The following is a 26,988-nucleotide window of genomic DNA, read 5'->3' on the forward strand; positions in this document are numbered from 1 at the left end:
GTGCGTTTTTCGCGAGCAAGCTCGCTCCTACAAAAAGCGCCAGTGATTGTCAGGTTCCGGCAGGCGCATCCGGCACCTGGGGCAATGCCGTGCCTTTGGGCCACAGCATCCAGATCTGCCCTTGCTGTTTCATATTCCCCGCCAACTCGCCTGCGGCATTGCCTGTGCCCCAGAACAGATCTGCGCGCACTTCTCCGGTGATTGCGCCGCCGGTATCCTGCGCGGCGACGGGGCGTGCCAGTGGCGTGCCGTCTGGTTTGGTGGTCGACAACCACAACAGGCTGCCCAGCGGAATCACCTTGCGATCCACTGCCACACTGTAGCCAGCGGTCAATGGCACGTTCAGCGAACCGCGCGGGCCTTCGTTGCTGTCGGGGCGGGCGCTGAAGAATACGTAGCTGGGGTTGCTCGCCAACAGTTCTGGAATGCGCTGCGGATGGGCCTTGGCCCAGGCGCTGATGGCGCCCATGGTCACGTCTTCTTTTTTCAGTTCGCCTTGTTCCACCAGCCAACGGCCAATGGGGCGGTACGGGTAGCCGTTCTGGTCGCCGTAACCCACACGCAGTTGACGCCCGCCGGCCAGTTGAATACGCCCCGAGCCCTGGATTTGCAGGAACTGCAGGTCCATCGGGTCGGTCAGCCAGGCGATCGGCTTGGCGGTGGAGCCTTGGCTGTTGAGAGTGCTGGCGTCGTCATACGGCTTGAGCACACGGCCTTCCAGGCGCCCGCGCAGGCGCTTGCCCTTGAGCTCCGGATAGATGCTGTCGAGGTTGACGACAATCAGGTCGTCCGGCACCCCGTATACCGGCACGTGGGCGGTGGCGGTCTTGGTCAGGCTGCCGGGGTAGACCGGCTCGTAATAACCCGTGATCAAGCCGTTTGGCGTGTTGTTGGCCGAACGCAGGCCGAAGACATCCAGGTGTTCCTTGAGAAAGCTACGAACCGCTACGGCATCGCCCGGTACGCTGGCCGCTGTCGCGCAGGTCGGGCCCCAGATCGGGTCGGCCTTGAGGCGCTGGCAGGCGCTGCGCCAGGATTCAAACCCGGCGAGCAAGTCGCTGTCGGAAACGCTCGGCAGGGCTTCCCACGGTGCGCTCACATAGGTGGCAACGGCGTGAGGTTTGGTTGGCTCCTGGGCAACTTCTTTATCGGTGTCTTTACCGGCATCGCAGCCGGCCAGTAGCGCGAACAATGGCAGAGCCCAAGCCAGGCGGCGGCCCCAGGGTTTGAAGGTGACATTCATGCAAGCAATTCCTGAAACGATTGCCCGCGCTTCACTGCATCCGGGCAACCTTGTTATTAATAGGGCTATTGGTCTTTGTGGGCGGTGCGAGGATACTGGCCGCCGTTTCCCGTGACCTTGAAGCCATGATGATGTTAAAAAAACTGACCGTTGTATTGCTGGCCTGCCTGGCTTTGTCTGCCTGTGGCGGTGTTGATCCCAATTCCCCCCTGGGCCAGCGCAAGGCGATCTTCAAGCAGATGCTCAAGACCGGTGAAGACCTGGGCGGCATGCTGCGCGGACGTATCCCATTTGATGGCGCCAAGTTCGCCGAGGGTGCGGTCAAGCTGGATGCGTTGTCCCATGAACCGTGGAAACATTTCCCGAGCGTACGCGAAGAAGACCACACCAGTGCCAAAGATGATGTGTGGCAAAAACAGGCGCAGTTCCAGCAACTGGCCCGCGAACTTGAGGCGGCCACCGGTGAATTGGTGATCGCCAGCCAGGTGCAGCCTTATAAAGCCAGTAGCCTTCAACCTGCGGTGCAAAAAGTTGAAGATGCCTGCAGCGCCTGCCATAAACAGTTCCGCGATCATTGATCGGTTTTACTGGTCGAGTTCTTCCACTGCGTCCTGCAGCTCTTTACGCGAGTCGGCCAGTTTCTCCTTACGCTTGTTGATCTTGTCCGGGTCGCCTTTTTTCATGGCCTTGTCGAGGTCGGCCTGACGGCGGCTGACTTCGTGCTTGGCGTCGAGCACCTTGTTTTCACGTTCTTTCTTCAAGCCGGCATCGGTGCAGTGGGCGGTAACTTCGGCCAGGGCTTTTTCCAGGCCAGCCTGTTGCGCGCTGTTGCCGTGGGCCTTGGCTTGTTCGATCTGGCTGCTGATGGCCTGGCGCTTGGCGGCGCAGCCGGTGAGGGGTTGTGCGTCTTCGGCGGCCAACAGCGGCGTGGCCATGAAGCTCGCGAAGGTCAGCAAGGCAAAGGGGGCGAGAAATTTCATATAAGACTCCAGGTTCGCAATCAGGTGGCGGAGGGGATCAAAACCCATCTATCCCGGCTCCGCGTAATGTTTCAGCCAAGGCTTGTACCTGCGGGTCGCGAAAAAAAGCGCTGAGTTGCGCCGCGCGTCCCGGGCCGATGCCATCTGAGGCCAGCCAGGCTTGAGTGTCTTTGGCGACCAGCGTCTGCCAGTCTCCTTCCAGGTTGTTGCGCGCCGCCGGCGGCACGCCCAAGGCCTTGAGCCATAGTGAAAAAGGGCGTTGCCGGGCGCTTTGAATACTGTCGAGCACCCGCGCACGGGTACGCTCGCCTAAGCCCTCAATGGTAGCAAGCTCGGCCGCATCAAGTGTCAACCAATCGAGAAAGCCTGCGATTAGACCGGCCTGGATCAATACGTTCCAGGTTTCGCGCCCCATGTGGGGCAAGGCCAGGCCGTGTTTACCGCTCAGCCAGGTGAGGCGGGCGAGCAGTTGGTCTTCGCAGCCAGGGTCCAGTTGCCAGCAGCTCAAGGCGTGGAAGTCTTGAGCGTTGGGTACCTCCACGTCCACACGTGTCTCGTTGCGCAGGATCACCTCGTCCAGTCGCGGTATGACCTGGCCCGCCAGGCTGATCGACACGTGATCGCCGGGGCGGATATCCAGGGCTTGCCAGCGTTTCAGGGAGCCGACGCTCACTCGGCTGATCTGCCGATCATCCAGCCGTACGGGCTCCAATTCGAGGATAGGTGTAATACGCCCGGTACGTCCCACCCTGAACTCGACCTTGCGCACCAGGGCCAGTGCCTTGATAGCCGGGTACTTCCAGGCAACCGACCAGTAGGGCGCACTGGCTTGCCAGCGCTCGGCGGGCGCTCGCGCAGCCTGGTGCAGCACCACGCCGTCGCTGGCGAAGGGTAATGGCGCGTTGTACCAATGCGTGCGCCAATGCGCAGCTTCGCTGATGGTGCCCACGGGTTGGCTGTACTGTTGGCTATCGGTGAAGCCCCAGCGCGCCAAGGTGGTCAGGTGTTCGGTGAAGTCCGTCGGGCCGTCTGGCCACGCCCAGACGAACAGGCCGATCCCGACAGCCTCGGCATCGCTTAACTGACGACGGTTCATCAGGCCAGCCACTTTGCTGCGCGCATTGAGCCCGCCCTTGAGCGATTGCACATGGTGGTTGAGGCGCCAATAGAGTTCGCCTTGCAGCACCACATCAACGGCGTCGGGCAACTGTTGGACAATGCCGGGGATCTTGGCGGCGGAGGCTGACCAATCGTGGCCCAGCAGGCCGTCGCCCCGACTGATGAGCTGATGCAAGCGGCCCTGGCGATACACCAGTGTCACCGCAACGCCATCGACCTTGGGTTGGACCCAGACATCCTGTCGAGTGCTGAGCCAGTCACTGACGGCGGGCTCGCTCGGCAGCTTTTGCAGGCCAGTGTGTGCGACCGGGTGAGGTAAGGTACCGCGCGCACTGGCCAGCGGGTTATCAGGCTTGGGTGTCTGCTCGCGAGTGCATTCTTGCCAATGCGCCAGGCGTCTGCGGGCCTGGTCGTAGAGCTCATCGCTGATCAGGGCTTGGCCCTGTCGATGGTAGCTGTCGTCCCACTGCTGGATTTGCCTGGACAGGGTTTCCAGCTGTGAGTGAACGTCATCGGGGCAGGTTTCGGCCCAGGCCCAGGCTGGTACGGCGCTTATGAGAACAGCCAGTAATACGTGCATCATGAGCATCCTTGCTCGAAAAGGGGGGCCAGCCTAAGTGATCCGCGCGCCCACAAAAAAGCCCCGACCGAGCGGGGCTTTTTACCGGGTATTTCTGTTTACTTGAACAGGCCGCCCAAGGCCTTCACAGCATCATTGTTTTCAGCCTTGGCCTGCTGCTTCTGCTGCTTGGCGTCGACTTTTGCCTGGCTGTCGGCGAGTTTGTTGCAAGCTTTGTTGACCTGCTCCAGCGCAGCCTCATACGCCCGCACTTTCAGCAGATCGTTCTTGGCATTGGCCGCGTCGATCTTGGCTTGCAGGTCTTTGGGTTGCTGCTGGCAGTCGCCGGCATTGCCGCCACCGAGCTGGGCGCTCAGGGCGCCGCTCAAAGCGTTCAGGTCAGCGGCCTGGGCCGACAGGGTGAACAGGCTGAGCAGAAGGGCGGCAGGGGCGAGCGTGGAAATGCGCATGAAAACCTCAATGTTCGATTGCCTGCGCGCTTATCCATCCCGGGCGGGCGCAGTGCAATATCCAAATAAGGTGAAGGGCCCGAGAGGGCGCGGATTCTAGTGGGCCATCATTTGGCCTGCAAGCCTTGGATCCAAAAAAGCCCGAAGTGGTCCTGCAGGCAACAAAAAGCCCCGCCAGGCAGACCTGGCGGGGCTCTATTTGCCGCGAACGATTACAGGCCGGCGGCGGTACGCAGGTCGTTGGCGCGGTCGGTTTTTTCCCAGGTGAAGGTGCTGAAGGTGTCATCACCCACAGTCTTCTGCGCAGGGGTGCGGCCGAAGTGGCCGTAGGCTGCGGTTTCCTGGTACATCGGGTGCAGCAGGTCGAGCATGGTGGTGATTGCGTAAGGGCGCAGGTCGAAGATCTCACGCACCAGCTTGACGATCTTGTCATCGCTGATCTTGCCGGTGCCGAAGGTGTTCAGCGAGATCGACGTAGGCTGGGCCACGCCAATGGCGTAGGAAACCTGGATTTCGCAGCGCTCGGCCAGGCCGGCAGCCACGATGTTCTTGGCCACATAACGACCGGCGTAAGCCGCAGAACGGTCAACCTTGGAAGGGTCCTTGCCGGAGAATGCACCACCGCCGTGACGGGCCATGCCGCCGTAGCTGTCGACGATGATCTTGCGGCCGGTCAGGCCGCAGTCGCCCACGGGGCCACCGATGATGAACTGGCCGGTCGGGTTGATGTGGAACTGGGTGTCCTTGGTCAGCAGTTCGGCAGGCAACACGTGCTTGACGATCAGTTCCATCACGCCTTCACGCAGGTCGGCGTAGGACACGTCTGGGTTGTGCTGGGTCGACAGTACGACGGCGTCGATGCCCACGACTTTGCCGCCTTCGTAGCGGCAGGTCACCTGGGACTTGGCGTCAGGGCGCAGCCATGGCAGTACGCCGGATTTACGCGCCTCGGCCTGGCGTTGTACCAGCTGGTGCGAGAAGGTGATCGGCGCGGGCATCAGTACGTCGGTTTCGTTGCTGGCGTAGCCGAACATCAGGCCCTGGTCGCCGGCGCCCTGGTCTTCAGGCTTGGCCCGGTCAACGCCCTGGTTGATGTCCGGGGACTGCTTGCCGATGATGTTCATCACGCCGCAGGTTGCGCCGTCAAAGCCGACGTCGGAGCTGTTGTAGCCAATGTCGGTGATCACGTCACGCACGATCTGCTCCAGGTCGACCCAGGCAGTGGTGGTAACTTCGCCGGCGATGATCGCCACGCCCGTTTTCACCAGCGTCTCGCACGCCACACGGGCGAACTTGTCTTCAGCGATGATAGCGTCCAGCACCGCGTCAGAAATCTGGTCGGCGATTTTGTCCGGATGCCCTTCAGACACGGACTCGGAGGTGAAAAGGGAGTATTCGCTCATCTCGATGTTTTCCTGATATTTACCGATGGTGAGTGTCGCCAGCCGGTCGCTGAAAATGGCGGACCTGAATCTGGAAACCATTACGTAAACCTACATAGAGGCTTTCCCCGGGAACGAGTCCCGCAGCGGTGGCCCAACGGGCCAGATCGTCCTGTTCAAAACCCAGCCAGAGATCACCGCAGGCCTCCTTGGCCCAATTCTGGTTGTGGCTGCATAAATCCGTAACCAGCAGGCTACCGCCGGGGTGCAGCAACCCGGCCATTTGCTTGAGAGCTTCTGCCGGTGCGGCGAAATGGTGCAAGACCATGTTCAGCACCACGCAATCGGCTCGCAGGCCGGTGTCACTCAGGGCGTCGGCCAGCTGCAGGCGCACATTGCCCAAGGCTTCGCGCTCACAGAGTTGACGCGCCAGTTCAAGCATCGCCGGGCTGTTATCCAGCGCGGTCACCTGCTCGAAGCGACGCGCCAGTTCGGGCAGGAAACCGCCGTCGCCAGGGCCGACTTCCAAGGCCGTGGCCTCTTCACTGAAGCTCAGCTTGTCCAGCAGCGCCAGTACGCTTTCGCGGTACTGGGCCAAGCCGGCGATCAGATCCTGCTGGGCGCGAAACTTATCGGCCACCCGTGAGAAAAAATCCTGGCTGGCGGCGGCGCGTTGACCGTGCACCTGGCCGATACGCGATTGCACATCGCCGGGCAGGCACAAGTTATCCACTTCTTCGAGCAGGGCAGCGTGCAATTTGCCGCCAAGCAGTTCGGTATGGGGCAGGGCACGCCGGTAGAAAATCGCATTGCCTTCGCGACGGGTAGCCACCAGGTCGGCCTGGGCCAGCACCTTCAAATGGTGGCTCATGCCGGACTGGCCGATGGCGAAGATCTGCGCCAGCTCCAGTACCCCGAAAGAATCGTTGGCCAGTGCGCGCAGTACGTTCAAGCGCAACGGATCGCCAGCGGCCTTGCACAAGGCAGCCAGTTCATCGCCGTCGTCAGGACGCAGGGAGGGCACGGGTAGGTTCATAAGGCCAGCAGTCTAGTGACGGGTGTAGATCCTCGCAAGGCCAATATCAAAAAGTTTTGATATTGAACGATAAGTGGCGGTTATAAGCCGTCGCTATAACCTTAAGACGAACCGGTTAAAGGTTTCTGCAAGGGATTGATGCCCAAAGCACAGGAAAAACGCCCTCAAGTGACTATCTGTCATTGCCCGCAGGCGGTGGCTGAGGGAAAATGCCGGTCCTTTTTTCCGTTTCTTTTCAGCAAACTCCAGGAGATCAGCGATGCCCAGCCGTCGTGAGCGTGCCAACGCCATTCGTGCCCTCAGCATGGATGCCGTGCAAAAAGCCAACAGCGGCCATCCCGGTGCCCCGATGGGCATGGCGGATATCGCCGAGGTACTTTGGCGTGACTACCTGAAACACAACCCGAGCAACCCGTCGTTCGCCGACCGTGACCGCTTCGTGCTGTCCAACGGCCACGGCTCGATGCTGATTTATTCGCTGCTGCACCTGACCGGCTACGATGTCACCATCGACGACCTCAAGAGCTTCCGTCAGCTGCACAGCCGCACCCCGGGCCACCCGGAATTTGGCTACACCCCGGGCGTCGAGACCACCACCGGTCCCCTGGGCCAAGGCCTGGCCAATGCGGTTGGTTTCGCCCTGGCGGAAAAAGTCCTGGGCGCGCAGTTCAACCGCCCCGGCCACGACATCGTTGACCACCACACCTACGTATTCCTGGGTGATGGCTGCATGATGGAAGGCATCTCCCACGAAGTCGCTTCCCTGGCCGGTACCCTGGGCCTGGGCAAGCTGATTGCCTTCTACGATGACAACGGCATCTCCATCGACGGTGAAGTCGAAGGCTGGTTCACCGACGACACGCCAAAGCGTTTCGAAGCCTACAACTGGCAGGTGATCCGCAACGTCGACGGCCACGATCCGGAAGAAATCAAGATCGCCATCGACACCGCTCGCAAGAGCGCGCAGCCAACCCTGATCTGCTGCAAGACCACCATCGGTTTCGGCTCGCCGAACAAGCAAGGTAAAGAAGATTGCCACGGCGCCCCGCTGGGTGACGCGGAAATCGCCCTGACCCGCGAAGCGCTGAAGTGGAACCACGGCCCGTTCGAAATCCCGGCCGACATCTACGCCGAATGGGATGCCAAGGAAAAAGGCCTGGCGGCTGAATCCGAGTGGGACCAGCGTTTCGCTGCGTACTCCGCCGAATTCCCTGAATTGGCCAACGAGCTGGTACGCCGCCTGGCCGGTGACCTGCCTGCCGACTTCTCGGAAAAGGCCTCGGCCTACATCGCTGAAGTCGCGGCCAAGGGCGAGACCATCGCCAGCCGTAAAGCCAGCCAGAACACCCTGAACGCCTTTGGCCCGTTGCTGCCTGAGTTCCTCGGCGGTTCGGCTGACCTGGCCGGTTCCAACCTGACCCTGTGGAAGGGTTGCAAAGGTGTCTCGGCCGAAGACGCCAGCGGCAACTACATGTACTACGGCGTGCGCGAGTTCGGCATGAGCGCCATCATGAACGGCGTGTCCCTGCACGGCGGCCTGGTGCCTTACGGCGCGACCTTCCTGATGTTCATGGAATACGCACGTAACGCCGTACGTATGGCGGCGCTGATGAAGAAGCGCGTGATCCACGTCTACACCCACGACTCCATCGGCCTGGGCGAAGACGGCCCGACGCACCAGCCGGTCGAGCAACTGACCAGCCTGCGCACCACGCCGAACCTGGATTGCTGGCGCCCAGCCGATGCGGTGGAATCCGCCGTGGCCTGGAAGCACGCCATCGAGCGCAAGGATGGCCCTTCGGCGCTGATCTTCTCGCGTCAGAACCTGCAGCACCAGGTGCGTACCGACGCGCAGATCGCCGACATCAGCCGTGGCGGTTATGTGCTCAAGGACTGCATCGGCGAGCCGGAGCTGATCCTGATCTCCACCGGTTCCGAAGTGGGCCTGACCGTTCAGGCGTACGACAAGCTGACCGAGCAAGGCCGCAACGTTCGCGTTGTGTCCATGCCGTGCACCAGCGTGTTCGAAGCCCAGGACGCCGGCTACAAGCAATCGGTGTTGCCGTTGCAGGTCAGTGCGCGTATCGCCATCGAGGCGGCTCACGCCGACTACTGGTACAAGTACGTGGGCCTGGAAGGCCGTGTGATCGGCATGACCACCTACGGTGAGTCGGCGCCGGCGCCAGCGTTGTTCGAAGAGTTCGGTTTCACCCTGGAAAACATCCTGGGTCAGGCTGAAGAGTTGCTGGAAGACTAAAGCAGTCTGCGTTGTCTGTACTGGCGCCATCGCGGGCAAGCCCGCTCCCACATTTGGATCGCGGTCCACTGTGGGAGCGGGCTTGCCCGCGATGGCGCCAGTACATTCATCACTGAACTAACCTTGATCGAGAACCCCATGCCCCAACCGCGTCCCTACAAAGTTGCACTCAACGGCTACGGCCGCATTGGTCGTTGCGTCTTGCGTGCTCTGTTCGAGCGAGGGGCGGCGGCCGGGTTTGAAATTGTCGCGATCAACGATCTGGCCGACATGGCCAGCATCGAATACCTGACACGCTTTGACTCCACCCACGGCCGTTTCCCTGGCGAAGTGCGGGTTGAAGGCGATTGTCTGCATATCAATGGCAACTGCGTGCAAGTGTTGCGCAGTGCCACCCCCGAAGGCATCGACTGGAAAGCACTGGGCGTCGACCTGGTGCTGGAATGCTCCGGTGTTTATCACACCCGTGCCGATGGCCAGCGTTTTCTCGACGCCGGCGCACCGCGTGTGCTGTTTTCCCAGCCGATGGCCAGCGAGGCGGATGTCGACGCCACCATCGTCTACGGCATCAACCAGGACTGCCTGACCGGCGATGAGCTGCTGGTGTCCAACGCGTCGTGTACCACCAACTGCAGCGTGCCGTTGCTGCGCCTGCTGGACCAGGCGATCGGCCTGGATTACGTGTCGATCACCACGATTCACTCGGCGATGAACGACCAGCCGGTCATCGACGCCTATCACCACGAAGACCTGCGGCGCACGCGTTCGGCGTTCCAGTCAGTGATTCCGGTGTCCACCGGCCTGGCGCGTGGCATCGAGCGACTGCTGCCGGAACTTGCCGGGCGAATCCAGGCCAAAGCCGTACGGGTGCCGACGGTGAATGTGTCTTGCCTGGATATCACCATGCAAACCGTCAGTGACACTGATGCCGCCGAGGTCAACCGAATCCTGCGCGACGCCGCCACCAGCGGCCCGCTCAAAGGTCTGCTGGCCTACACCGAGTTGCCCCACGCCAGTTGCGATTTCAACCATGACCCGCATTCGGCGATTGTCGATGCCAGCCAGACCCGCGTTTCCGGCCCCAGGCTGGTGAACATCCTGGCCTGGTTCGACAACGAATGGGGCTTTGCCAACCGCATGCTGGATGTTGCCGAACACTATCTGCACATCGCTTCTAAACAACCTCAACAGTAATTCAGGAACTGCGACCCATGACCGTGTTGAAGATGACCGACCTCGATCTGCAAGGTAAGCGCGTACTGATCCGCGAAGACCTCAACGTCCCCGTCAAGGACGGTGTTGTCACCAGCGATGCGCGAATCCTGGCCTCGCTGCCGACCATCAAGCTGGCCCTGGAAAAAGGCGCGGCCGTGATGGTCTGCTCCCACCTGGGTCGCCCGACCGAAGGTGAGTTCTCTGCCGAAAACAGCCTCAAGCCGGTCGCCGAGTACCTGAGCAAGGCCCTGGGCCGTGACGTGCCATTGGTCGCAGATTACCTGGGCGGCGTGGACGTGAAAGCCGGCGATATCGTGCTGTTCGAAAACGTGCGCTTCAACAAGGGCGAGAAAAAGAACAGCGACGAACTGGCCCAGCAATACGCCGCCCTGTGTGACGTGTTTGTGATGGACGCGTTCGGCACCGCCCACCGCGCCGAAGGTTCGACCCACGGCGTGGCCAAGTTCGCCAAGGTCGCCGCGGCGGGCCCGTTGCTGGCTGCCGAGCTGGATGCGCTGGGCAAGGCCCTGGGCGCTCCGGCCCAACCGATGGCGGCCATTGTTGCCGGCTCCAAGGTATCCACCAAGCTGGACGTGCTCAACAGCCTGAGCCAGATCTGCAACCAACTGATCGTCGGCGGCGGCATTGCCAATACCTTCCTGGCCGCTGCCGGCCACCCGGTGGGCAAGTCCCTGTACGAGCCAGACCTGCTCGACACCGCCCGCGCCATCGCCGCCAAGGTCAGCGTGCCGTTGCCAGTGGACGTGGTGGTTGCCAAGGAATTCGCTGAAAGCGCCGCCGCCACCGTCAAGCTTATCGCTGACGTGGCCGACGACGACATGATCCTGGACATCGGCCCGCAAACGGCAGCCAACTTCGCCGAGCTGCTCAAGGCATCCCAGACTATCCTGTGGAATGGCCCGGTGGGCGTGTTCGAGTTCGACCAATTCGGCAACGGCACCAAAGTACTGGCTAAAGCGATCGCTGAAAGCTCGGCGTTCTCCATCGCTGGCGGTGGCGATACCCTGGCGGCTATCGATAAATATGGTGTGGCTGATCAGATCTCCTACATTTCTACCGGTGGCGGCGCTTTCCTCGAGTTCGTCGAGGGCAAGGTGTTGCCCGCTGTGGAAGTGCTGGAAACCCGAGCCAAAGGTTAAGGCTCGCGTGATCAGGAAAAGGAGCGTTCCCATGATCAAGTCGTTGGCACTGGTGATCGCAGCGGGCCTGTTGGCCGGCTGCGGCAGCACACCCAGCGCGGCGCCGGAAGCGGATAACGCCAAGGCACCGTTGAGAAAAAGCTGTTACCAGGCTGACTGGCAAGCCGAGACCATGCCGGTGATCAACAAGCGCATCGGCAACGAACGGCTGGAGAAATACGACTCCGCGCCCAACGGTCAGGAACAGGGTTGCCCATGACGGGTCTGATCCACTAACCGATAGCAACGGTGGCCCCAGGTCGCCCTGCGAGGATTGGCAATGAAAGGCGTTTTCGCCCTGGCAGCCCTGGCCCTGTTGGCCGGCTGCAGCAGCATGAACCTGTTCGACAAGGCAGAGCCAGCCGACAAATGGACCACCTGGACCTGCGACAGCAAAGCCGAGGTCAACTGGCGCTTTGCCAACCAGACCCGCTCCGAAGTGGATGTACGCCTCGGCGGTTCGGACCAGGTTTACCGTCTCAAGCAAGAGGTAGCCGCTTCGGGCGTGCTGTACAGCGACGGCCAGTTGGCGTTTCACACCAAGGGTGAGGAAGGCCTGGTTTACTGGGTAGCGACGGATGATTTGATTGGGCGCGGCTGCAAAGCCAACTGAACCCAACAGCAATAACGATTCAGCAGCACAAGGCTCAACCCCTTGATCTGCAATAACTTGAATAGCAGCCGCCGCTACGGCAGGCTTGCACGATTAACGACCCTCGACCGGGAGAGACAACACAATGGCACTTATCAGCATGCGTCAAATGCTGGACCACGCAGCCGAGTTCGGCTACGGCGTCCCAGCCTTTAACGTCAACAACCTTGAGCAGATGCGCGCCATCATGGAAGCCGCTGACAAGACCGACTCCCCAGTGATCGTCCAGGCTTCGGCCGGTGCGCGCAAATACGCTGGCGCCCCGTTCCTGCGTCACCTGATCCTTGCTGCCATCGAAGAATTCCCGCACATCCCGGTGTGCATGCACCAGGACCACGGTACCAGCCCTGACGTGTGCCAGCGCTCGATCCAACTGGGCTTCAGCTCGGTGATGATGGACGGCTCCCTCGGTGAAGACGGCAAAACCCCAACCGACTACGAGTACAACGTACGCGTGACCCAACAAACCGTGGCCATGGCCCACGCCTGCGGCGTTTCGGTTGAAGGCGAGCTGGGCTGCCTGGGTTCGCTTGAAACCGGCATGGCCGGCGAAGAAGACGGCATCGGCGCCGAAGGCGTGCTGGATCACAGCCAGATGCTGACCGACCCGGAAGAAGCCGCCGACTTCGTCAAGAAGACCCAGGTCGACGCCCTGGCTATCGCCATTGGCACCAGCCACGGCGCCTACAAGTTCACCAAGCCACCTACTGGCGACGTGCTGGCCATCGACCGCATCAAGGAAATCCACAAGCGCATCCCCAACACCCACCTGGTGATGCACGGTTCTTCCTCGGTACCGCAAGAGTGGCTGGCGATCATCAACCAGTACGGCGGCGACATCAAAGAAACCTACGGCGTACCGGTTGAAGAAATTGTCGAAGGCATCAAGTACGGCGTGCGCAAGGTCAACATCGACACCGACCTGCGCCTGGCATCCACCGGTGCGATGCGTCGCCTGATGGCGACCAACCCGAGCGAGTTCGACCCACGTAAATTCTTCGGCGCCACTGTGACGGCGATGCGTGATGTGTGTATTGCGCGTTATGAAGCCTTTGGTACTGCGGGTAATGCTTCGAAGATCAAGCCGATCTCGTTGGAAGCGATGTACCAGCGGTATTTGAAAGGTGAGTTGAACGCTAAGGTGAACTAAGCCTCAAGTGTTAATAAAAGCCCGCAGCGATGCGGGCTTTTTTACGGACACCATTTAATCAACTTGCAGATGAAGCGCCGAAACCACGGCGTTCTTTGGCTTGTCGCAACGGTGCTGTAGCACCCACACCGGACCTTGAGCCGACGCACGGTCAATGTGGGAGCCGGGCTTGCCCGCGATGGCAGTGTGTCAGGCGCCGAGGATATTGGCTGATACGCCGCCATCGCGGGCAAGCCCGGCTCCCACAGGGTGCAACGGTGTGTTTAAGACTTTGGGTTTATCTGGGAAAAATCCTGTGTCTCACGGGACGATTCACTCGTGATCAATATCCAATTTCGCAAACGTCACCCGCGCACCCTCATTGGTGTCGCCCGTATTGTCCTGCACATACACCCCCGCCTTGAAGTACAGCGGCTTGTCACCCCATGCCGCGCCAATCCGTTCATTCCACTCACTGTCAGCGGCATACACGCTCAGCAGCCCGGCTTTGTTGAGGTTGATCACGTAGGTGAAGCTCTTCTGCAGTGGCACATTGGAGGCGACGATGATCACCTGGCTTTCGGCCTCGTCCGGGCGCATGCGCACTTTGGCGACGATGTTGCCGGTCTGGGTTTTCTCCTTGAATTGGTACTCCAGCTTGATCAGCGGTTTCTGGCTGTCGTAGGCATGGATCTGGCCGATCACGATCTTGCCGGAGGAGGGCACCTGGTTGACGGTGAGGGTGGCGCGCAGGAAGTTGTCGGCCTCGGGGTAGGTCCAGTTACGCAGGCGGCCGTCGGCGTAGGTTTCGCGCAGTTCGCTGCGTGGGTAGATGGCGTTTTCGGTGCGCGAGCCCGTCACAGGTGTCCAGAACTGCACGTCGCTGCCTTCGGCCTGGAAGTATTGATCGTTGAAGCCGCTCAGCAGCCTCGGCGTTTCAATGGTCGTGGGTGGGGAGCCGACCGGAATGCTCAGGTTCCAGGTGGAAAGGTCGATCATGGTGTTGGCCTTTTTACAGAGGGTGTAGGCATTGGCCCAAAGGGCCTTCCAGGTTCTTTATAGGCCGTGCTGGTGAGATTGTTAAACAATTGCTGGCAATTTATTGGCGTCAGCTAAATGTCAAAAAGCCATGTCGCCCGTGAACCGCGGGCTACAGGGCCTTACCGTTAGTCGGCTTCCTGGCCTTTGGCACAATGAGGGCACCCACGTCACTTCTGCTTTTTTGGCCGCGCGGCTAGAGTGAGCCCTCAGTGTTTATCCGGCCTTGGTAGCAAAAGTGACCGGTGCAGCTCCCTAAGGAAGAGACGTAGCATGGATGGCGCTCCACAACACGACGATGCAATTTCGGTTCTGTTGGTGGTCGATGACTACCCGGAAAACCTCGTCAGCATGCGTGCGCTGTTGCAGCGTGACGACTGGCGGGTGATAACCGCCGCGTCTGGCCTGGAAGCCTTGGAGTTACTGCTGGCCCACGAGGTCGACCTGGTGCTGCTGGACGTGCGCATGCCGGGCATGGACGGTTTCGAGGTGGCGCGCCTGATGCGTGGCAGCCAGCGTACACGCATGACGCCGATTATCTTTCTGACAGCCACCGCCCATTCGCCCGACGCGGTGCTGGAAGGCTACGCCAGCGGTGCGATCGACTACCTGTTCAAGCCCTTTGACCCGCACATCCTCAAGCCCAAGGTGCAGGCGTTGCTCGAGCATCAGCGCAATCGCCGTGCCTTACAGCGCCTGAGCCATGACCTGGAATTGGCCCGCGCTTTTAATGCCTCGGTGCTGGATAACGCCGCCGAGGGCATTCTGGTGGTGAGCGAAAACAGTGTGATCGAGTATGCCAACCCGGCCATTTCCCGGCTGTTGAATGCAACGATGGCTGAGTTGCAGGGCGAAAGTTTCCTCAGTTTCCTGCAAAAGCCCCATGTGCCAGCCTGGTTGGGCTTTCCCATGTACGAGGCGTATCGCCGGGGTGAGACGTGGCGCCAACACGATGCCATTTTGCGCACCGGTCGGGGCCAGCAAGTGCCGGTAGCGTTGTCCTGCGCGCCTTTGCCTGCGGAGCAGAAGGCAATGGTGGTAACGGTGCTGGACATGTCTGAAGTGCGTCACCTGCATCAGCAACTGGAATTCCAGGCCGTGACCGACCCGCTGACCGGGCTGCTGAACCGGCGCGGTTTCCATCAGGCGATGGAGAATACGTTGCTGCGCAGCGAACGTAGCGAGCAGGCGCTGGTATTGCTGTACCTGGACCTGGATGGCTTCAAGCGGGTCAACGATACGTTGGGCCATGACGCCGGGGATCGCGTGCTGCGTTGGGTGTCGGAGCAGATGCAAGCATGCCTGCGTTCCTACGACATTCTGGGGCGCATGGGCGGGGATGAGTTCACCGCGTTGCTGGAGCTGGAGTTTCCCGAACAGGCGGCGAAGATCGCGGAAAAGCTCATCGAACGGGTATCTGTGTGCCAGCAGGTCGATGGGCTGGAGGTGATGCTTGGGGTCAGTATCGGCATCGCGACCTTCCCGGATTGCGGCTCGGACTTGAGCGGCCTGCTGCGGGCGGCGGATATTGCCATGTACGAAGCCAAGCGCGCCGGCCGTCAGCAGTATCGTTACTACGACCAGGAAATGAACGGCCGCGCCCGCTCGCGGTTGATGCTGGAAGACAGTGTGCGTACCGCCATTGCCAACAAGGACTTCACCTTGGTGTACCAGCCTCAGGTTTGCCTGGAAGACGGGCGTTTGCGCGGCGTCGAAGCGCTGTTGCGCTGGCAGCATCCCAGCGTCGGCGATGTGCCGCCGGGCCTGTTCTTGCCGCTGCTGGAAGAGGCGCGGTTGATCAACCAGTTGAGTGCCTGGATCTACCAGCAAGTCGCTGCCCAGCGCCAGGCCTGGCAAGCCACCTTCGACCCCGAACTGGTGTTGAGCGTGAGCCTGAGCAGCAGCCAGTTCAACATGCCCAACCTGGCCAACCAACTGCAGCAGATGCTGGAGCGGCATGGATTACAGGGGCGGCAACTGGAGGTGGAAATCGGCGAGGACTGCTTGATGAGTAATCTTGCCGAGTCTACCAAGCAACTCCAGTTACTGCGCCGGATCGGGGTGCGGATTGCCCTGGACGACTTTGGCTGCGGCCAGTGCTCCCTGGCCCATTTGCGCGACCTGGCATTCGATACCCTCAAGCTTGACCCTCAATTAGTGGCGCGCCTGCCTGGCTCGGCGCGGGATGGGGCGATGGCGCGCAGCATCATCCAACTGTGTGAGCATTTTGGTGTACTGGTGATCGCCGAAGGCGTGGAGACTCTTGAACAAACACAGTGGCTCAAGGCCAATGGCTGCGCCCATATCCAGGGGCCGTGGGCGGCGCTACCGTTGATGGCCGAGAACGTTGCCGGCTGGTCGTACCCTCGCGCGCTTTGAATTCGCTACACTGGCGCCCGTCCCAATTGCGTTGCAGAGCCCATGACCGCGTTGAAATACCTCCAGGCATACCCCGCCGCGCTCCAGGAGCAAGTGCGCCAACTGATCGCCAAGGACCAGTTGAGGGCTTACCTGGACCAGCGTTACCCCGAACGCCATGCGGTGCAGAGCGACAAGGCCCTGTACGCCTATGCCCTGGCCTTGAAGCAGGAGCACCTGCGCAACGCGCCGTCTATCGACAAAGTGCTGTTCGACAACCGCCTGGACCTGACTCATCGTGCCTTGGGTTTGCACACCACGATTTCCCGGGTGCAGGGCGGTAATCTCAAGTCCAAGAAAGAAATCCGCATCGCTTCGCTGTTCAAGGAGGCGGCCCCGGAGTTTCTGCGCATGATCGTGGTGCATGAGCTGGCGCACTTCAAGGAATCGGACCACAACAAGGCGTTCTATAAACTCTGCCAATACATGATGCCGGGCTACCATCAGGTGGAATTCGACCTGCGTGTGTACCTCACCTGGCGCGATTTGCAGGGCAAGCCCTAACCCCAAGGCGACTGACCATGGATGTGAGCAAGACCAAAAGCAGCTTCTACCGCCGCCTGTACGTGGCGTACTTGATCGACAGCCAACTGGCCAGCAGCGTCCCGGCGCTGACCGAGGCCACCGGCATGCCTCGGCGTACCGCCCAGGACACCATTGCGGCGTTGGCCGACCTGGATATTGTGTGTGAGTTCGAGCAGGAGGACGGTGCGCGTCACCATGCCGGGCGCTATCGGATTCGGGACTGGGGGGCGATTGATCGGGGGTGGATCGAGGCTAATCTGGCGTCGATCAAGCAGGTGTTGGGCTATCCCTGAGGCTTGTGGTGGATCGTCTGGCGCCTTCGCGAGCAAGCCCGCTCCCACATTCGACCGCATTTCAAAGTATGTACGCGGTTAATGTGGGAGCGGGCTTGCTCGCGAAGAGGCCCTCAGCTACGCCGCATGCCGATATGTGGAATATCATCTTCCAGGTATTCCTCACCCGCCACCACAAACCCATATCGCCCGTAATACCCCTGCAAATGCGCTTGGGCCGAGAGAAAAATCGGCGTTTGCGGCCAGATATCCTCAATGCGCTCAAGCGCCTCCTCCATCATGTGATGCCCCAGCCCGGTGCCCCGTGCCGCTGGCGAAACGATGACGCGACCAATCACCACATCGCCGCCCTGGGACTCCGGGTCCAGCAGGCGCAGGTAAGCCAATAGCTCATTATCTTGCCAGGCCATCAGGTGATGGGTGTCACCCGCCAGGTCCTGCCCGTCGATGTCCTGATACGCGCATTTCTGCTCGACGACGAATACCTCGCTGCGCAAGCGCAGGACGGCATACAGCTGGTCCTTGCCCAAGTCGTCGTGATGTTTGCAAATCCAATCAACCGTCATGATGTGTGCTCTTGTAAAGACGTGCCTGGATAGTAAGCGCGGCGGGCGCTGCTGTCTAAAATTGGCAAATGTGTGAATGGCGTCAATTTGCCATCATTGAGTGCGTGCGCTGCTGGCTGCTTTGTGTAATCTGCAATGCAGGCTCATTGATGAGCTACTGTTATCAGGCCACCGCCTGCCCGCCAAGGACTTTGAGCATGCCGAGATTGACTCGTGCCGTTGCTTTGATCGCAGTGCTGCTGCTGGCCCAGCCGGTGCTGGCACAGCGTCTGCGTCTGGTGGCGGATGGCTGGCCGCCCTTCACCGATGCCACCTTGATCAATGGCGGTTTGGCCACGGATATCGTCAGCACGGCCCTGGCCCGTGCGGGGTACGCCAGTGACTTTGAGCAGGTGCCCTGGGCCCGTGCGCTCAAGGGCGTGGGCGATGGGCGCTACGATGTGCTGATCAACGCCTGGTACGACGAGGCCCGCACGCAGTTTGGCCAGTTTTCTGCTGAGTACCTGCTTAATCGTGTGCGCTTTCTCAAGCGCAGCGACGATGACATTGTTTATCACAGCCTGGCCCGACTGCACGACGAGACCATCGCCGTGGTACGCGGTTACGCTTACTCGGCGGCGTTCGATCAAGACTCCCAGCTACAGAAAGTACCCGTGCACAACTTCGCCATGGCGGTGCGCATGCTCGCTGCGCGGCGGGTGCGGTTGACGCTGGAAGACGAATACGTAGCGCGTTATTACCTGGCTCGGGAGTCGCCGCGGGTGCGCAATGCGGTGGCGTTTGTGGGCAAGCCGTTGAGCGAGAACAGCCTGCACATTCTGGTCAGTTTGAAGAACCCCGAGCATGCGCAGATTGTCGCCAGCTTTGATCGGGAGATTGCCAGGATGAAGGCTGATGGCAGTTATGCGCGCTTGATGAAGGCGCATGGGATGTAGCGTGCTTGCGGGCCTCATCGCGGGCAAGCCGGGCTCCCACATTTTGCCCGCATTCTTATGTTGGAACTCGGTCAAATGTGGGAACTGGCTTGCCTGCGATAGCGGACTAAGCCGCACCGGTATCCTTGATCAGATGCGCCGCCAACGTACGCAACGGCCCCAACTGCCGGCAGATCAACGCCAACTGCGTCTGCACCAACCGCTGCGCCTCATCGATCTCATCGGGCATTTGCTCCAGCTCGGCTGCCAACCCCTCCTCGGCATCACTCTGGATCGCAATCGACTGTTTGTTGGCCAGGCCCGTAGCAATCTCATCGATACTCGCCGCCAGGCTGTTGCCCGCGCCTTCGATCAAGTGCTCGCGCACGTCGGCCGGTAACTGAGTATCGCGGTGCGCACCCAACCCCGACAAATAGCTGAGCAAGGTGTGAGACAGCACCAGGAACCGAAAACCCACGTCGGCTTCCTTACGAAAGTGCCCCGGCTCCATCAGCATATTGGCCAGGGTGGTGGACAACGCGGCGTCGGCGTTGTGCGCGTTGCGGCGGGCCAGGCGGTAAGCCAGGTCGTCGCTCTTGCCGGCGGCGTATTGCTGCATGATCTGGCGCAGGTAGATGCTGTTGCAGGTCAGGGTGTTGGCCAGCACTTTGTTCAAGCGCCGGCCTTGCCAGTCCGGCAGGAACAGGAATACCGCCAGGCCAGCGATCAGGCTGCCGAGCAAGGTATCGAACAGGCGTGGCAGGAACAGCCCGTAGCCATCACCCACCTGGTTGAAGCAGAACAGCACCATCAGCGTGATCGCCGCCGTCGCCAGGGTGTAGCGGGTGGTGCGGTTGATAAAGAACACCAGGCCCGCGGCGATAGCGAACATCGACTGCACCACCGGGTTGGGGAACAGATCGAACAGCGCCCAGGCCACGGTGAGGCCGATGGCGGTGCCGATAATCCGCTGGCCGAGCTTGCGCCGGGTGGCGCCGTAGCTCGGTTGGCAGACGAACAGGGTGGTGAGGATGATCCAGTAACCCTGGGACGCGTGGATAGCGTGCAGGGTGGCGTAGCCGACGGTCAACGCCAGGGACAGGCGCAGGGCATGGCGAAACAGCAGCGAGGTGGGTGTGAGTTGGGTGCGCAGGCGCGTCCACATTTCCTTGAGGTTGCGCGGGGCGCGGTCCAACAGGTTACTGTCGGTGGCGTCCGCCAGGGCATCGGGGTTGCTGGCATCGCCCAGCAGGCGGTCGAGTGTGGACAGGTTGGCCGCCAAGGCGCGCAATGAACGCAGCAGGCCGCGCCAGGCCGGGTTGCTCTGGATGCGCAGATGCTCCAGGGACGCGTTGAGGTCGCTCAGGGCCTGGGCAAAACTGTCGTCATAGATGAACGGTTGGCGCAGTTGGATCGACTCGGCCAGGGTCTGGCAGGCCTTGCCTTGCTGGCGCAGCAAGCGCTGGCAACGAAACAGCACATCGCTATGGAAGAAGGCTTCAGTGAGGGCGTTGTAGGGGTAGTGGGAGGAACTGGCGCGCTCGTGGATGTCCTGGGCCAGGAAGTACAGTTTCAGGTAGCGGCTGACCTTCGAGCCCGGTCGCCCATTGCCGACGCGGTGCAGGATGATTTCCTTCGCGGCATTCAGCGCAGCCACTACCCGGCCATTTTGCTGGGCCAATTCCAGGCGCCGCGCTTCCACGTCCAGCTGCCGGATCGGTTCGAACAACGATGACTTGAGCTTGAGGTAACGCCCCAGCTCGCGGAACAATCGCGCTAGGCTCTGCTGCACCGGCTGGTTGGAAAACAGCGCCTGCCATAGTACGGACAACACACCGTACCAGGCGGCACCGGCCACCAGCAGCAGCGGCTCATGCCAGAAATCCGTGACGGCGCCACCGCGCTGGTCCACGCCGATCATGGTGTAGACCGACAGAATCAAGGTGGCCGAAGCAATCGCGCCATAGCGTTCGCCCAGTGCGCCGAGCATGGTCAGGCCGAAACTGGCCAGGGCCAGGGCGATGGCAAATATCCAGGGGTAAGGGAACAGCAGCTCCACCGACAGCGCGGCAATGCTGAAACACACCAGTGTCACCGCCAGCGCGTTGAGGCGGCCTTGCCAGCTGTCATCGGTCTCGGCCAGGGCGCTGGCGATAATCCCCAGGAAGAGCGGGATCAGCAGCGTCATTTCATCCTGGTACCAACACAACGCCATGCTGCCGGTGAGGGCGATGAACACCCGTACGCTGTAGCTGAATTTATCCAGCGCCCACAGGCGCCGCATGGACTGCTTGAACGAGGTCGATGACATGAAGTCTGGAGTCTTCCGGGACGTTGTCGCTAAATTGAGCCAGTAATGACGCCACGGCAAGCGTAGCGATCACATCGGACAGCAAAATTTTCAGTATCACTGCAAAACCAATGTGGGAGCGGGCATGCCTGCGATAACGATGTGGGATTCACTGCCGCTATCGCAGGCAAGCCAGCTCCCACAGGGGATTGCATCTCAAGGTGCACGTCAGGCGTATTGCGCGGCCGCGTAGCCCGAGGCCCACGCCCACTGGAAGTTGAACCCGCCCAGGTGGCCGGTCACGTCTAGCACTTCGCCGATAAAGTACAGGCCGGGGCTTTTCAGCGATTCCATGGTCTTGGAGGACACTTCCCGCGTATCCACCCCGCCCAATGTTACCTCGGCGGTGCGATAACCCTCGGTGCCGGCCGGTACCAGTTGCCAGCTCCCCAGCTTTTGCGCGATATCGGCAATTTCAGCGTGGGTGTACTGCTTCATAGGCTTGGATTCGAACCAGCTTTGGGCCAGCAGGTTGGCCATCTTCTTGGTGAAGATCTCACCCAACAGGGTTTTCAATTCGCTGTTGGGGTGTTCGGCCTGTTGCTGTTGCAGCCAGGCATGGGCGTCGTGGTCGGGCAGCAGGTTGATTTCTACCGTGTCGCCGGAGTGCCAATACGAGGAAATCTGCAAAATCGCCGGCCCGCTCAGGCCGCGATGGGTGAACAGGATATTCTCGCGAAAGCTCTGGCCGTTGCAGCTCACCAGGCAGTCGACCGAGGTGCCGGACAACTCGCCGCACAGCTCCTTGAGCTGGTCGGTGATGGTGAACGGCACCAGCCCGGCGCGGGTCGGCAGCAGTTCATGGCCGAACTGCCTGGCCACTTGGTAGCCGAAACCGGTGGCGCCCAGCGTCGGGATCGACAAGCCGCCAGTGGCGATCACCAGGGATTCACAGCGCAGCTCACCCAGGGTGGTTTGCAGTTGATAGCCGCTTTCGAGCTTGGCGATTGCCTCGATGGAGGTGTCCAGGTGCAGGCTCACGCCGGTCTGGATGCACTCGTCGAGCAGCATGCCGAGGATGTCGCTGGACTTGTTGTCGCAGAACAGCTGGCCGAGTTTCTTCTCGTGGTATGGCACGCCGTGCTTGGCCACCAACCCGATGAAGTCCCACTGGGTATAGCGGGCCAGGGCGGATTTGCAGAAGTGCGCGTTGTGCGAGAGGAAGTTGGCCGGCTCGGTGTACATGTTGGTGAAGTTGCAGCGGCCGCCACCGGACATCAGGATTTTCTTGCCGGCCTTGTTGGCGTGGTCGATCAACATCACCTTGCGCCCACGCCCGGCGGCGGTCAGCGCGCACATCAAGCCTGCGGCGCCGGCGCCAATGATCACAACTTCGGTCGAGCGCACAGCCATGTCCTCACAAAACTATTGATTTGAAATGCAATCAACACTGTGGGAGCTGGCTTGCCTGCGATGGCGGTAGTGGATTCACCGTCGCTATCGCAGGCAAGCCAGCTCCCACAGTGATTCGGTCCTTGCAGTCACTATGTTGTTACAGGATCCGCACGCGCAGCGAGCGACCTTTGATCTTGCCGTCATTCAAACGCTGCAACGCCTGCTTGGCGATGCCGCGTTCCACGGCCACGAAAGCCTGGAAGTCAAAGATCGCGATCTTGCCGACCTGGGCACCCGGAATGCCGGCTTCACCGGTCAAGGCACCGAGGATGTCGCCTGGGCGAACCTTATCTTTACGCCCGGCGGCGATGCACAGGGTGCTCATCTGCGGCAGCAACGGGCCACCGCTTTGCGGTTTGAGGTTGTCCAGTTGGTCCCAGTTCAGCGGCGACTTCTGCAGTTGCTCGATGGCCTGGGCGCGGTGGGCTTCGGACGGCGCTACCAGGCTGATGGCGATGCCGGTCTCACCGGCACGGCCGGTACGGCCTACACGGTGGATGTGAATTTCCGAGTCGCGGGCCAGTTCGACGTTGATCACCATGTCCAGGGCGTCGATGTCCAGGCCTCGGGCGGCGACGTCGGTGGCCACCAGCACCGAGGTGCTGCGGTTGGCAAACATCGCCAGTACCTGGTCACGGTCGCGCTGTTCCAGGTCACCATGCAGGCCAACGGCGGAAATGCCTTTGGAGGTCAGGTGGTCGACGGTTTCCTGCACTTGCTGCTTGGTAAAGCAGAACGCCACGCAGGAGGCCGGGCGGAAGTGCGCCAGCACCTTGGTCACGGCGTCCATGCGCTCTTCCGGGGAGATCTCGTAGAAGCGTTGTTCGATCTGGTCGTCGGAGTGGAACGCTTCGGCTTTCACTTGCTGAGGCGCACGCATGAACTTGGAGGCCAGTTGCTTGATGCTCACCGGGTAAGTGGCCGAGAACAGCAGGGTCTGGCGGCGCGGTGGGGTCTTGCTGATGATGTCTTCGATGGCGTCGTAGAAGCCCATGTCGAGCATGCGGTCGGCTTCGTCGAGGATCAGGGTGTTCAAGCCGTCCAGCACCAGTGAACCTTTACGCAGGTGCTGCTGGATGCGGCCCGGGGTGCCGACGATGACGTGGGCGCCGTGCTCCAGGGAGGCAATCTGTGGGCCGAGGGACACGCCGCCGCACAGGGTCAGCACCTTGATGTTGTCTTCGGCACGGGCCAGGCGACGGATTTCCTTGGCGACCTGGTCGGCCAGTTCGCGGGTCGGGCACATCACCAGCGCCTGGCACCCGAAGTAGCGCGGGTTGATCGGGTTCAGCAGGCCGATGCCGAATGCGGCAGTCTTGCCGCTGCCGGTCTTGGCCTGGGCAATGAGGTCCAGCCCTTTGAGGATCACCGGCAAGCTTTGCGCCTGGATCTGCGTCATCTCGACGTAACCCAGCGAGTCGAGGTTAGCCAGCATGGCGGCGGACAGGGGCAAAGTATTAAAAGCGGTGGCGATGGTAGTCACGGGACTGGCTCTGCAAAACAAAATGTCGCGCAGTGTAACAGGCCCCCTTGGGTTTCTTTGTATGTTCTCGACGAGGAGTAGGGGGGCGCGGCAAGTTATCAGCTGCAAGCCGCAAGCTTGAGGCTTACAACTTGAAGCTTGCAGCTGCTTCAATGCTCGATATCGTGCTCGCGGCTGACCACCCGTTTGCCGTCCTTGGGCGACAGCTGCAGGAAGATCGCCGCCGCCAGCATCGCCATGAGGCCCACGGTGAGGAAGGTCAGTTGGAAGGCGCCCAGCACGGTATTGACCCCGTCATTGCCGGCTTCGGCGGTAAAGCCGCCGAGCAATGCGCCGGCACAGGCCACGCCCAGGCTCAGGGACAATTGCGCCACTACCGACAGCAAGCTGTTGCCACTGCTGGCCTGGGCGTCGTCGAGGTCGATCAGGGTGACAGTGTTCATGGCGGTAAATTGCAGGGAGTTGATGGCCCCCAGTACCGCCAGCATGGCCAACAGCAGCGGGTAGGGCGTTTGTTCGCTGACCAGGCCCATGCTCGCCAGCATCAGGCCCAGGGCCAGGGTGTTGCCGGTCAGGACGATGCGGTAGCCGAGGCGCTCGATAAGCGGGCGTGCGATGGACTTGGCGAACATCGCCGCCGCCGCCAGTGGCAACATGCTCATGCCGGCTTCCGACGGCGAATAGCCCAGCGCCACCTGCAGCAGCAGCGGTACCAGGAACGGCAATGCGCCGCTGCCCAGGCGCGCAAACAGATTGCCCAGGATCCCCACGGCAAAGGTGCGCGTCTTGAACAGCACCGGCGAGAACAGCGGGTTATCGATATGCCCGGCGCGCAGCCAGTACGCCGCCAGGCAGGCAAACCCGCCGAACAGCAGCAATATCACGCGCAGATGCGGCAGGTGCAGTTCGCCCAGGCCTTCCATGGCGATGGTGATCAGCACCATCGCCGCGCCGAACAGCAGAAAGCCCAGGCCGTCGAAGCGCGTGCGCTCGCTGCCGCGCAGGTCGGGGATGAATTTCCACACGGCGTAGCAGCCGATCATGCCCACCGGCAGGTTGATCAGGAAGATCCAGTGCCAGGTCAGGTATTGCACCATCCAGCCGCCCATTGTCGGGCCAAGCAAGGGGCCGAGCAGGCCTGGAATAGTGATGAAGCCCATGATCCGCACCAACTCGGAGCGCGGATAAGCCCGCAGTACCACCAGCCGTCCGACCGGCAGCATCAGCGCACCGCCCAGGCCCTGGATCACCCGTGCGCCCACCAGCATGCTCAAGCTACTGGACAGCGCACACAGCAGCGACCCGATGCTGAACAGCATGATCGCGCCAAAGAAAATTTTCTTGGTGCCAAAGCGGTCAGCGATCCAGCCCGACGCCGGAATCAGCAAGGCAACGGTGAGCATGTAGGCGATCACCACCCCTTGCATGCGCAGCGGGTTTTCCGCGAGGTCCTGCGCCATGGCCGGTAGCGCGGTGTTGAGAATCGTCCCGTCCAGCGACTGCATGAAGAAGGCAATCGCTACCACCCAGGGGAGCCAGCGGGCGGTCTTGGCATCGAGAGGGGCACGATTCGGCATGGGATCCCTTTTAATTAGCAGGCTATGTGTTGGCGATTATGCGCCATCCGTCGCCGCTTTTCCCACTGGCGGTTCGTCTATATCTGACAATGTCACATGCTCGCCCACCAGGAAATCCAGCAACGCCCGATGCACTGCCAGCGCGGCTTCGCGGGACTCCAGGTCCAGCAGATGGCCGGTGTGTTCGGCCACCGCAAAGCTGCTGCGGCCTACGTAGTGTTTGAACAGCTGGGCTTCGTCGGCCGGCGTGTATTCGTCCAGCGCGCCGTTGAGAAAGTGCACCGGTGTTTCAATCTGCCGCAGTGCCGGCAAGTAGTTGCCATCGCCCAAGCCCAGCACCTGATGGATATGAAAGCGCGCCTGGCGGTATTCGGTAGTGGCCATGGTCGACAGGTGTCGATGGTTGTTGCGCTTGAGGCGCGGCGACAGGTATTTGCCAACCGTTTCGTTGAGCAGATGGCCGACCGCCGACTTGTCATCGGCCTCGATCAGCACACGCACGCGCTCGACATATTCCAGCATCGCCTGGTTGAGGTTGGGCGCCAGGGCCATCACCACCGAGCTTTCGATGGAGGGCGGGTTGTGCGCCAGGGTCAACAGCGTGGAGATGCCGCCCCATGAGGCCGAAACCAGATGGTTGACCGCAAAGCGCGCTACCAAGGCACGCAGGATTTGCACCTCGTCGTCCTTGGTGACCAGTTCGAGGTCGGTGTTGTGCTCGCGTGACAAGCCAGAGAATGGCAAGTCGAACAGCAGCACATTGAAGTGCTCGGCCAGGCATTTGCTGGTGCGGGCAAAGGAGCGCGTGGTGGACAACGCGCCATTGACCATCAGTACGGTTTTTCTATGCGGGTCGTTACCCAGTTGCTCTACGTGAACGTTGTAGTGCTTGTACAGTTTTTCTATGACGAAACTTCCATGGTTCATGTCAACGCTCCAGCTTGCCTTTCCCGGGCAAGGTTATGCTCTCGTGGGCAGGGGTGGCGAGAAGCCATTAACCGTTATAACGAGGAATAAGCAGAGCGACAACATGCCGAACGGCCAAAGTAGGCGGGATAGAAGTTTCGTCGCAGCGCAGGTTATTGAACTGTAGGAGCGAGCTTGCTCGCGAAAAACGACAACGATAACGCAGCGCTGACAGCCAGCCCGCGGTGTCTGTACGTTCTTCGCGAGCAAGCTCGCTCCTAC

24 protein-coding genes are annotated in these 26,988 nt (G+C 61.0%); 11 read left to right on the forward strand and 13 right to left on the reverse strand.

The features are described 5' to 3' along the window. Positions 1-49: 49 nt before the first annotated feature. Positions 50-1,243: an MltA domain-containing protein gene (locus HU730_RS23615; protein ID WP_186527456.1), complete on the reverse strand. Its 1,194-nt coding sequence runs from the start codon at positions 1,241-1,243 to the stop codon at positions 50-52. A 128-nt stretch (positions 1,244-1,371) separates the two neighbouring features. Between HU730_RS23615 and HU730_RS23620 the strand changes: the two genes are divergently transcribed. After that, positions 1,372-1,821, forward strand: coding sequence for a cytochrome c (locus HU730_RS23620; protein WP_034128909.1), 450 nt, complete (start codon positions 1,372-1,374; stop codon positions 1,819-1,821). A 6-nt stretch (positions 1,822-1,827) separates the two neighbouring features. On the opposite strand, the gene HU730_RS23625 is transcribed toward HU730_RS23620, so the two are convergent. From HU730_RS23625 to HU730_RS23645, 5 genes are all read right to left on the reverse strand, one after another. Next, a complete protein-coding gene (locus tag HU730_RS23625; protein WP_034129072.1) occupies positions 1,828-2,223 on the reverse strand; it encodes a DUF1090 domain-containing protein in 396 nt (131 codons plus the stop codon). A 37-nt stretch (positions 2,224-2,260) separates the two neighbouring features. Further along, positions 2,261-3,925: an NAD-dependent DNA ligase LigB gene (gene ligB / locus HU730_RS23630; RefSeq protein WP_186527455.1), complete on the reverse strand. Its 1,665-nt coding sequence runs from the start codon at positions 3,923-3,925 to the stop codon at positions 2,261-2,263. 95 nt (positions 3,926-4,020) lie between these two features. Beyond that, positions 4,021-4,371 (reverse strand): DUF1090 family protein, encoded by a 351-nt coding sequence (locus HU730_RS23635; protein ID WP_014720281.1) that lies wholly within the window; start codon positions 4,369-4,371, stop codon positions 4,021-4,023. Between the two features lie 212 nt (positions 4,372-4,583). Then, positions 4,584-5,774 carry a methionine adenosyltransferase gene (metK, locus tag HU730_RS23640; protein WP_003194964.1) on the reverse strand — a complete coding sequence of 397 codons (1,191 nt, stop codon included), beginning with the start codon at positions 5,772-5,774 and terminating at the stop codon, positions 4,584-4,586. Positions 5,775-5,793: 19 nt separating this feature from the next. Then, positions 5,794-6,789, reverse strand: coding sequence for a metalloregulator ArsR/SmtB family transcription factor (locus HU730_RS23645; protein ID WP_054899040.1), 996 nt, complete (start codon positions 6,787-6,789; stop codon positions 5,794-5,796). Between the two features lie 259 nt (positions 6,790-7,048). Here HU730_RS23645 and tkt point away from each other — a divergent pair, with 259 nt between their 5' ends. The 6 genes from tkt to fba all read left to right on the forward strand — a co-directional run bounded on the left by tkt (position 7,049) and on the right by fba (position 13,262). Continuing rightward, positions 7,049-9,046 (forward strand): transketolase, encoded by a 1,998-nt coding sequence (tkt, locus tag HU730_RS23650; protein ID WP_034128906.1) that lies wholly within the window; start codon positions 7,049-7,051, stop codon positions 9,044-9,046. Between the two features lie 138 nt (positions 9,047-9,184). Continuing rightward, positions 9,185-10,240 carry an erythrose-4-phosphate dehydrogenase gene (gene epd / locus HU730_RS23655; protein WP_003194958.1) on the forward strand — a complete coding sequence of 352 codons (1,056 nt, stop codon included), beginning with the start codon at positions 9,185-9,187 and terminating at the stop codon, positions 10,238-10,240. Between the two features lie 17 nt (positions 10,241-10,257). Next, complete coding sequence (locus HU730_RS23660) at positions 10,258-11,421, forward strand: phosphoglycerate kinase (protein WP_003194956.1); 1,164 nt, start codon at positions 10,258-10,260, stop codon at positions 11,419-11,421. 31 nt (positions 11,422-11,452) lie between these two features. Beyond that, the gene (locus HU730_RS23665) at positions 11,453-11,680 is read left to right on the forward strand and encodes a hypothetical protein (protein ID WP_003194953.1); all 228 of its coding nucleotides are present in this window, start codon (positions 11,453-11,455) and stop codon (positions 11,678-11,680) included. 60 nt (positions 11,681-11,740) lie between these two features. Then, positions 11,741-12,073 (forward strand): MliC family protein, encoded by a 333-nt coding sequence (locus HU730_RS23670; protein WP_186527454.1) that lies wholly within the window; start codon positions 11,741-11,743, stop codon positions 12,071-12,073. Positions 12,074-12,197: 124 nt separating this feature from the next. Beyond that, positions 12,198-13,262: a class II fructose-bisphosphate aldolase gene (gene fba / locus HU730_RS23675; protein ID WP_003177554.1), complete on the forward strand. Its 1,065-nt coding sequence runs from the start codon at positions 12,198-12,200 to the stop codon at positions 13,260-13,262. A gap of 312 nt (positions 13,263-13,574) precedes the next feature. Here fba and HU730_RS23680 read toward each other — a convergent pair whose 3' ends face one another. Then, complete coding sequence (locus HU730_RS23680; RefSeq protein WP_003194947.1) at positions 13,575-14,240, reverse strand: polysaccharide lyase family 7 protein; 666 nt, start codon at positions 14,238-14,240, stop codon at positions 13,575-13,577. Positions 14,241-14,552: 312 nt separating this feature from the next. Between HU730_RS23680 and HU730_RS23685 the strand changes: the two genes are divergently transcribed. From HU730_RS23685 to HU730_RS23695, 3 genes are read left to right on the forward strand one after another with little or no spacing between them, the layout of a single operon-like run. After that, complete coding sequence (locus HU730_RS23685; RefSeq protein ID WP_186527453.1) at positions 14,553-16,658, forward strand: EAL domain-containing protein; 2,106 nt, start codon at positions 14,553-14,555, stop codon at positions 16,656-16,658. Positions 16,659-16,700: 42 nt separating this feature from the next. Next, positions 16,701-17,201 (forward strand): M48 family metallopeptidase, encoded by a 501-nt coding sequence (locus HU730_RS23690; RefSeq protein ID WP_186527452.1) that lies wholly within the window; start codon positions 16,701-16,703, stop codon positions 17,199-17,201. Positions 17,202-17,218: 17 nt separating this feature from the next. Next, positions 17,219-17,515 (forward strand): winged helix-turn-helix domain-containing protein, encoded by a 297-nt coding sequence (locus HU730_RS23695; RefSeq protein WP_014720272.1) that lies wholly within the window; start codon positions 17,219-17,221, stop codon positions 17,513-17,515. Positions 17,516-17,628: 113 nt separating this feature from the next. Here HU730_RS23695 and HU730_RS23700 read toward each other — a convergent pair whose 3' ends face one another. Continuing rightward, a complete protein-coding gene (locus HU730_RS23700; RefSeq protein WP_186527451.1) occupies positions 17,629-18,081 on the reverse strand; it encodes a GNAT family N-acetyltransferase in 453 nt (150 codons plus the stop codon). Positions 18,082-18,278: 197 nt separating this feature from the next. Between HU730_RS23700 and HU730_RS23705 the strand changes: the two genes are divergently transcribed. Beyond that, positions 18,279-19,016, forward strand: a complete 738-nt coding sequence (locus HU730_RS23705) for a transporter substrate-binding domain-containing protein (RefSeq protein ID WP_034128902.1) — start codon at positions 18,279-18,281, stop codon at positions 19,014-19,016. A 106-nt stretch (positions 19,017-19,122) separates the two neighbouring features. On the opposite strand, the gene yccS is transcribed toward HU730_RS23705, so the two are convergent. From yccS to HU730_RS23730, 5 genes are all read right to left on the reverse strand, one after another. After that, on the reverse strand, positions 19,123-21,306 hold the full coding sequence (gene yccS, locus HU730_RS23710) for a YccS family putative transporter (RefSeq protein WP_186527450.1): 2,184 nt from the start codon (positions 21,304-21,306) through the stop codon (positions 19,123-19,125). 207 nt (positions 21,307-21,513) lie between these two features. After that, positions 21,514-22,692, reverse strand: a complete 1,179-nt coding sequence (locus HU730_RS23715; protein ID WP_034129071.1) for an NAD(P)/FAD-dependent oxidoreductase — start codon at positions 22,690-22,692, stop codon at positions 21,514-21,516. A gap of 145 nt (positions 22,693-22,837) precedes the next feature. Then, on the reverse strand, positions 22,838-24,175 hold the full coding sequence (gene dbpA / locus HU730_RS23720; protein WP_229999345.1) for an ATP-dependent RNA helicase DbpA: 1,338 nt from the start codon (positions 24,173-24,175) through the stop codon (positions 22,838-22,840). Positions 24,176-24,372: 197 nt separating this feature from the next. After that, positions 24,373-25,800, reverse strand: a complete 1,428-nt coding sequence (gene mdtD / locus HU730_RS23725) for a multidrug transporter subunit MdtD (RefSeq protein ID WP_034128900.1) — start codon at positions 25,798-25,800, stop codon at positions 24,373-24,375. A 36-nt stretch (positions 25,801-25,836) separates the two neighbouring features. Continuing rightward, positions 25,837-26,727: an alpha/beta hydrolase gene (locus tag HU730_RS23730; protein WP_096143754.1), complete on the reverse strand. Its 891-nt coding sequence runs from the start codon at positions 26,725-26,727 to the stop codon at positions 25,837-25,839. Positions 26,728-26,988: the final 261 nt, after the last annotated feature.

The organism is Pseudomonas sp. SWRI22, from assembly GCF_014268395.2.
In the GTDB taxonomy this organism is placed as follows: Bacteria; Pseudomonadota; Gammaproteobacteria; order Pseudomonadales; family Pseudomonadaceae; genus Aquipseudomonas; species Aquipseudomonas paracarnis.

Coding starts and splice junctions, on each gene's coding strand:
- HU730_RS23615 (WP_186527456.1), bottom strand. CDS start 1,243: ATGAATGTCACCTTCAAACCCTGGGGCCGCCGCCTGGCTTGGGCTCTG.
- HU730_RS23620 (WP_034128909.1), top strand. CDS start 1,372: ATGATGTTAAAAAAACTGACCGTTGTATTGCTGGCCTGCCTGGCTTTG.
- HU730_RS23625 (WP_034129072.1), bottom strand. CDS start 2,223: ATGAAATTTCTCGCCCCCTTTGCCTTGCTGACCTTCGCGAGCTTCATG.
- ligB (WP_186527455.1), bottom strand. CDS start 3,925: ATGATGCACGTATTACTGGCTGTTCTCATAAGCGCCGTACCAGCCTGG.
- HU730_RS23635 (WP_014720281.1), bottom strand. CDS start 4,371: ATGCGCATTTCCACGCTCGCCCCTGCCGCCCTTCTGCTCAGCCTGTTC.
- metK (WP_003194964.1), bottom strand. CDS start 5,774: ATGAGCGAATACTCCCTTTTCACCTCCGAGTCCGTGTCTGAAGGGCAT.
- HU730_RS23645 (WP_054899040.1), bottom strand. CDS start 6,789: ATGAACCTACCCGTGCCCTCCCTGCGTCCTGACGACGGCGATGAACTG.
- tkt (WP_034128906.1), top strand. CDS start 7,049: ATGCCCAGCCGTCGTGAGCGTGCCAACGCCATTCGTGCCCTCAGCATG.
- epd (WP_003194958.1), top strand. CDS start 9,185: ATGCCCCAACCGCGTCCCTACAAAGTTGCACTCAACGGCTACGGCCGC.
- HU730_RS23660 (WP_003194956.1), top strand. CDS start 10,258: ATGACCGTGTTGAAGATGACCGACCTCGATCTGCAAGGTAAGCGCGTA.
- HU730_RS23665 (WP_003194953.1), top strand. CDS start 11,453: ATGATCAAGTCGTTGGCACTGGTGATCGCAGCGGGCCTGTTGGCCGGC.
- HU730_RS23670 (WP_186527454.1), top strand. CDS start 11,741: ATGAAAGGCGTTTTCGCCCTGGCAGCCCTGGCCCTGTTGGCCGGCTGC.
- fba (WP_003177554.1), top strand. CDS start 12,198: ATGGCACTTATCAGCATGCGTCAAATGCTGGACCACGCAGCCGAGTTC.
- HU730_RS23680 (WP_003194947.1), bottom strand. CDS start 14,240: ATGATCGACCTTTCCACCTGGAACCTGAGCATTCCGGTCGGCTCCCCA.
- HU730_RS23685 (WP_186527453.1), top strand. CDS start 14,553: ATGGATGGCGCTCCACAACACGACGATGCAATTTCGGTTCTGTTGGTG.
- HU730_RS23690 (WP_186527452.1), top strand. CDS start 16,701: ATGACCGCGTTGAAATACCTCCAGGCATACCCCGCCGCGCTCCAGGAG.
- HU730_RS23695 (WP_014720272.1), top strand. CDS start 17,219: ATGGATGTGAGCAAGACCAAAAGCAGCTTCTACCGCCGCCTGTACGTG.
- HU730_RS23700 (WP_186527451.1), bottom strand. CDS start 18,081: ATGACGGTTGATTGGATTTGCAAACATCACGACGACTTGGGCAAGGAC.
- HU730_RS23705 (WP_034128902.1), top strand. CDS start 18,279: ATGCCGAGATTGACTCGTGCCGTTGCTTTGATCGCAGTGCTGCTGCTG.
- yccS (WP_186527450.1), bottom strand. CDS start 21,306: ATGTCATCGACCTCGTTCAAGCAGTCCATGCGGCGCCTGTGGGCGCTG.
- dbpA (WP_229999345.1), bottom strand. CDS start 24,175: ATGCTGGCTAACCTCGACTCGCTGGGTTACGTCGAGATGACGCAGATC.
- mdtD (WP_034128900.1), bottom strand. CDS start 25,800: ATGCCGAATCGTGCCCCTCTCGATGCCAAGACCGCCCGCTGGCTCCCC.
- HU730_RS23730 (WP_096143754.1), bottom strand. CDS start 26,727: ATGAACCATGGAAGTTTCGTCATAGAAAAACTGTACAAGCACTACAAC.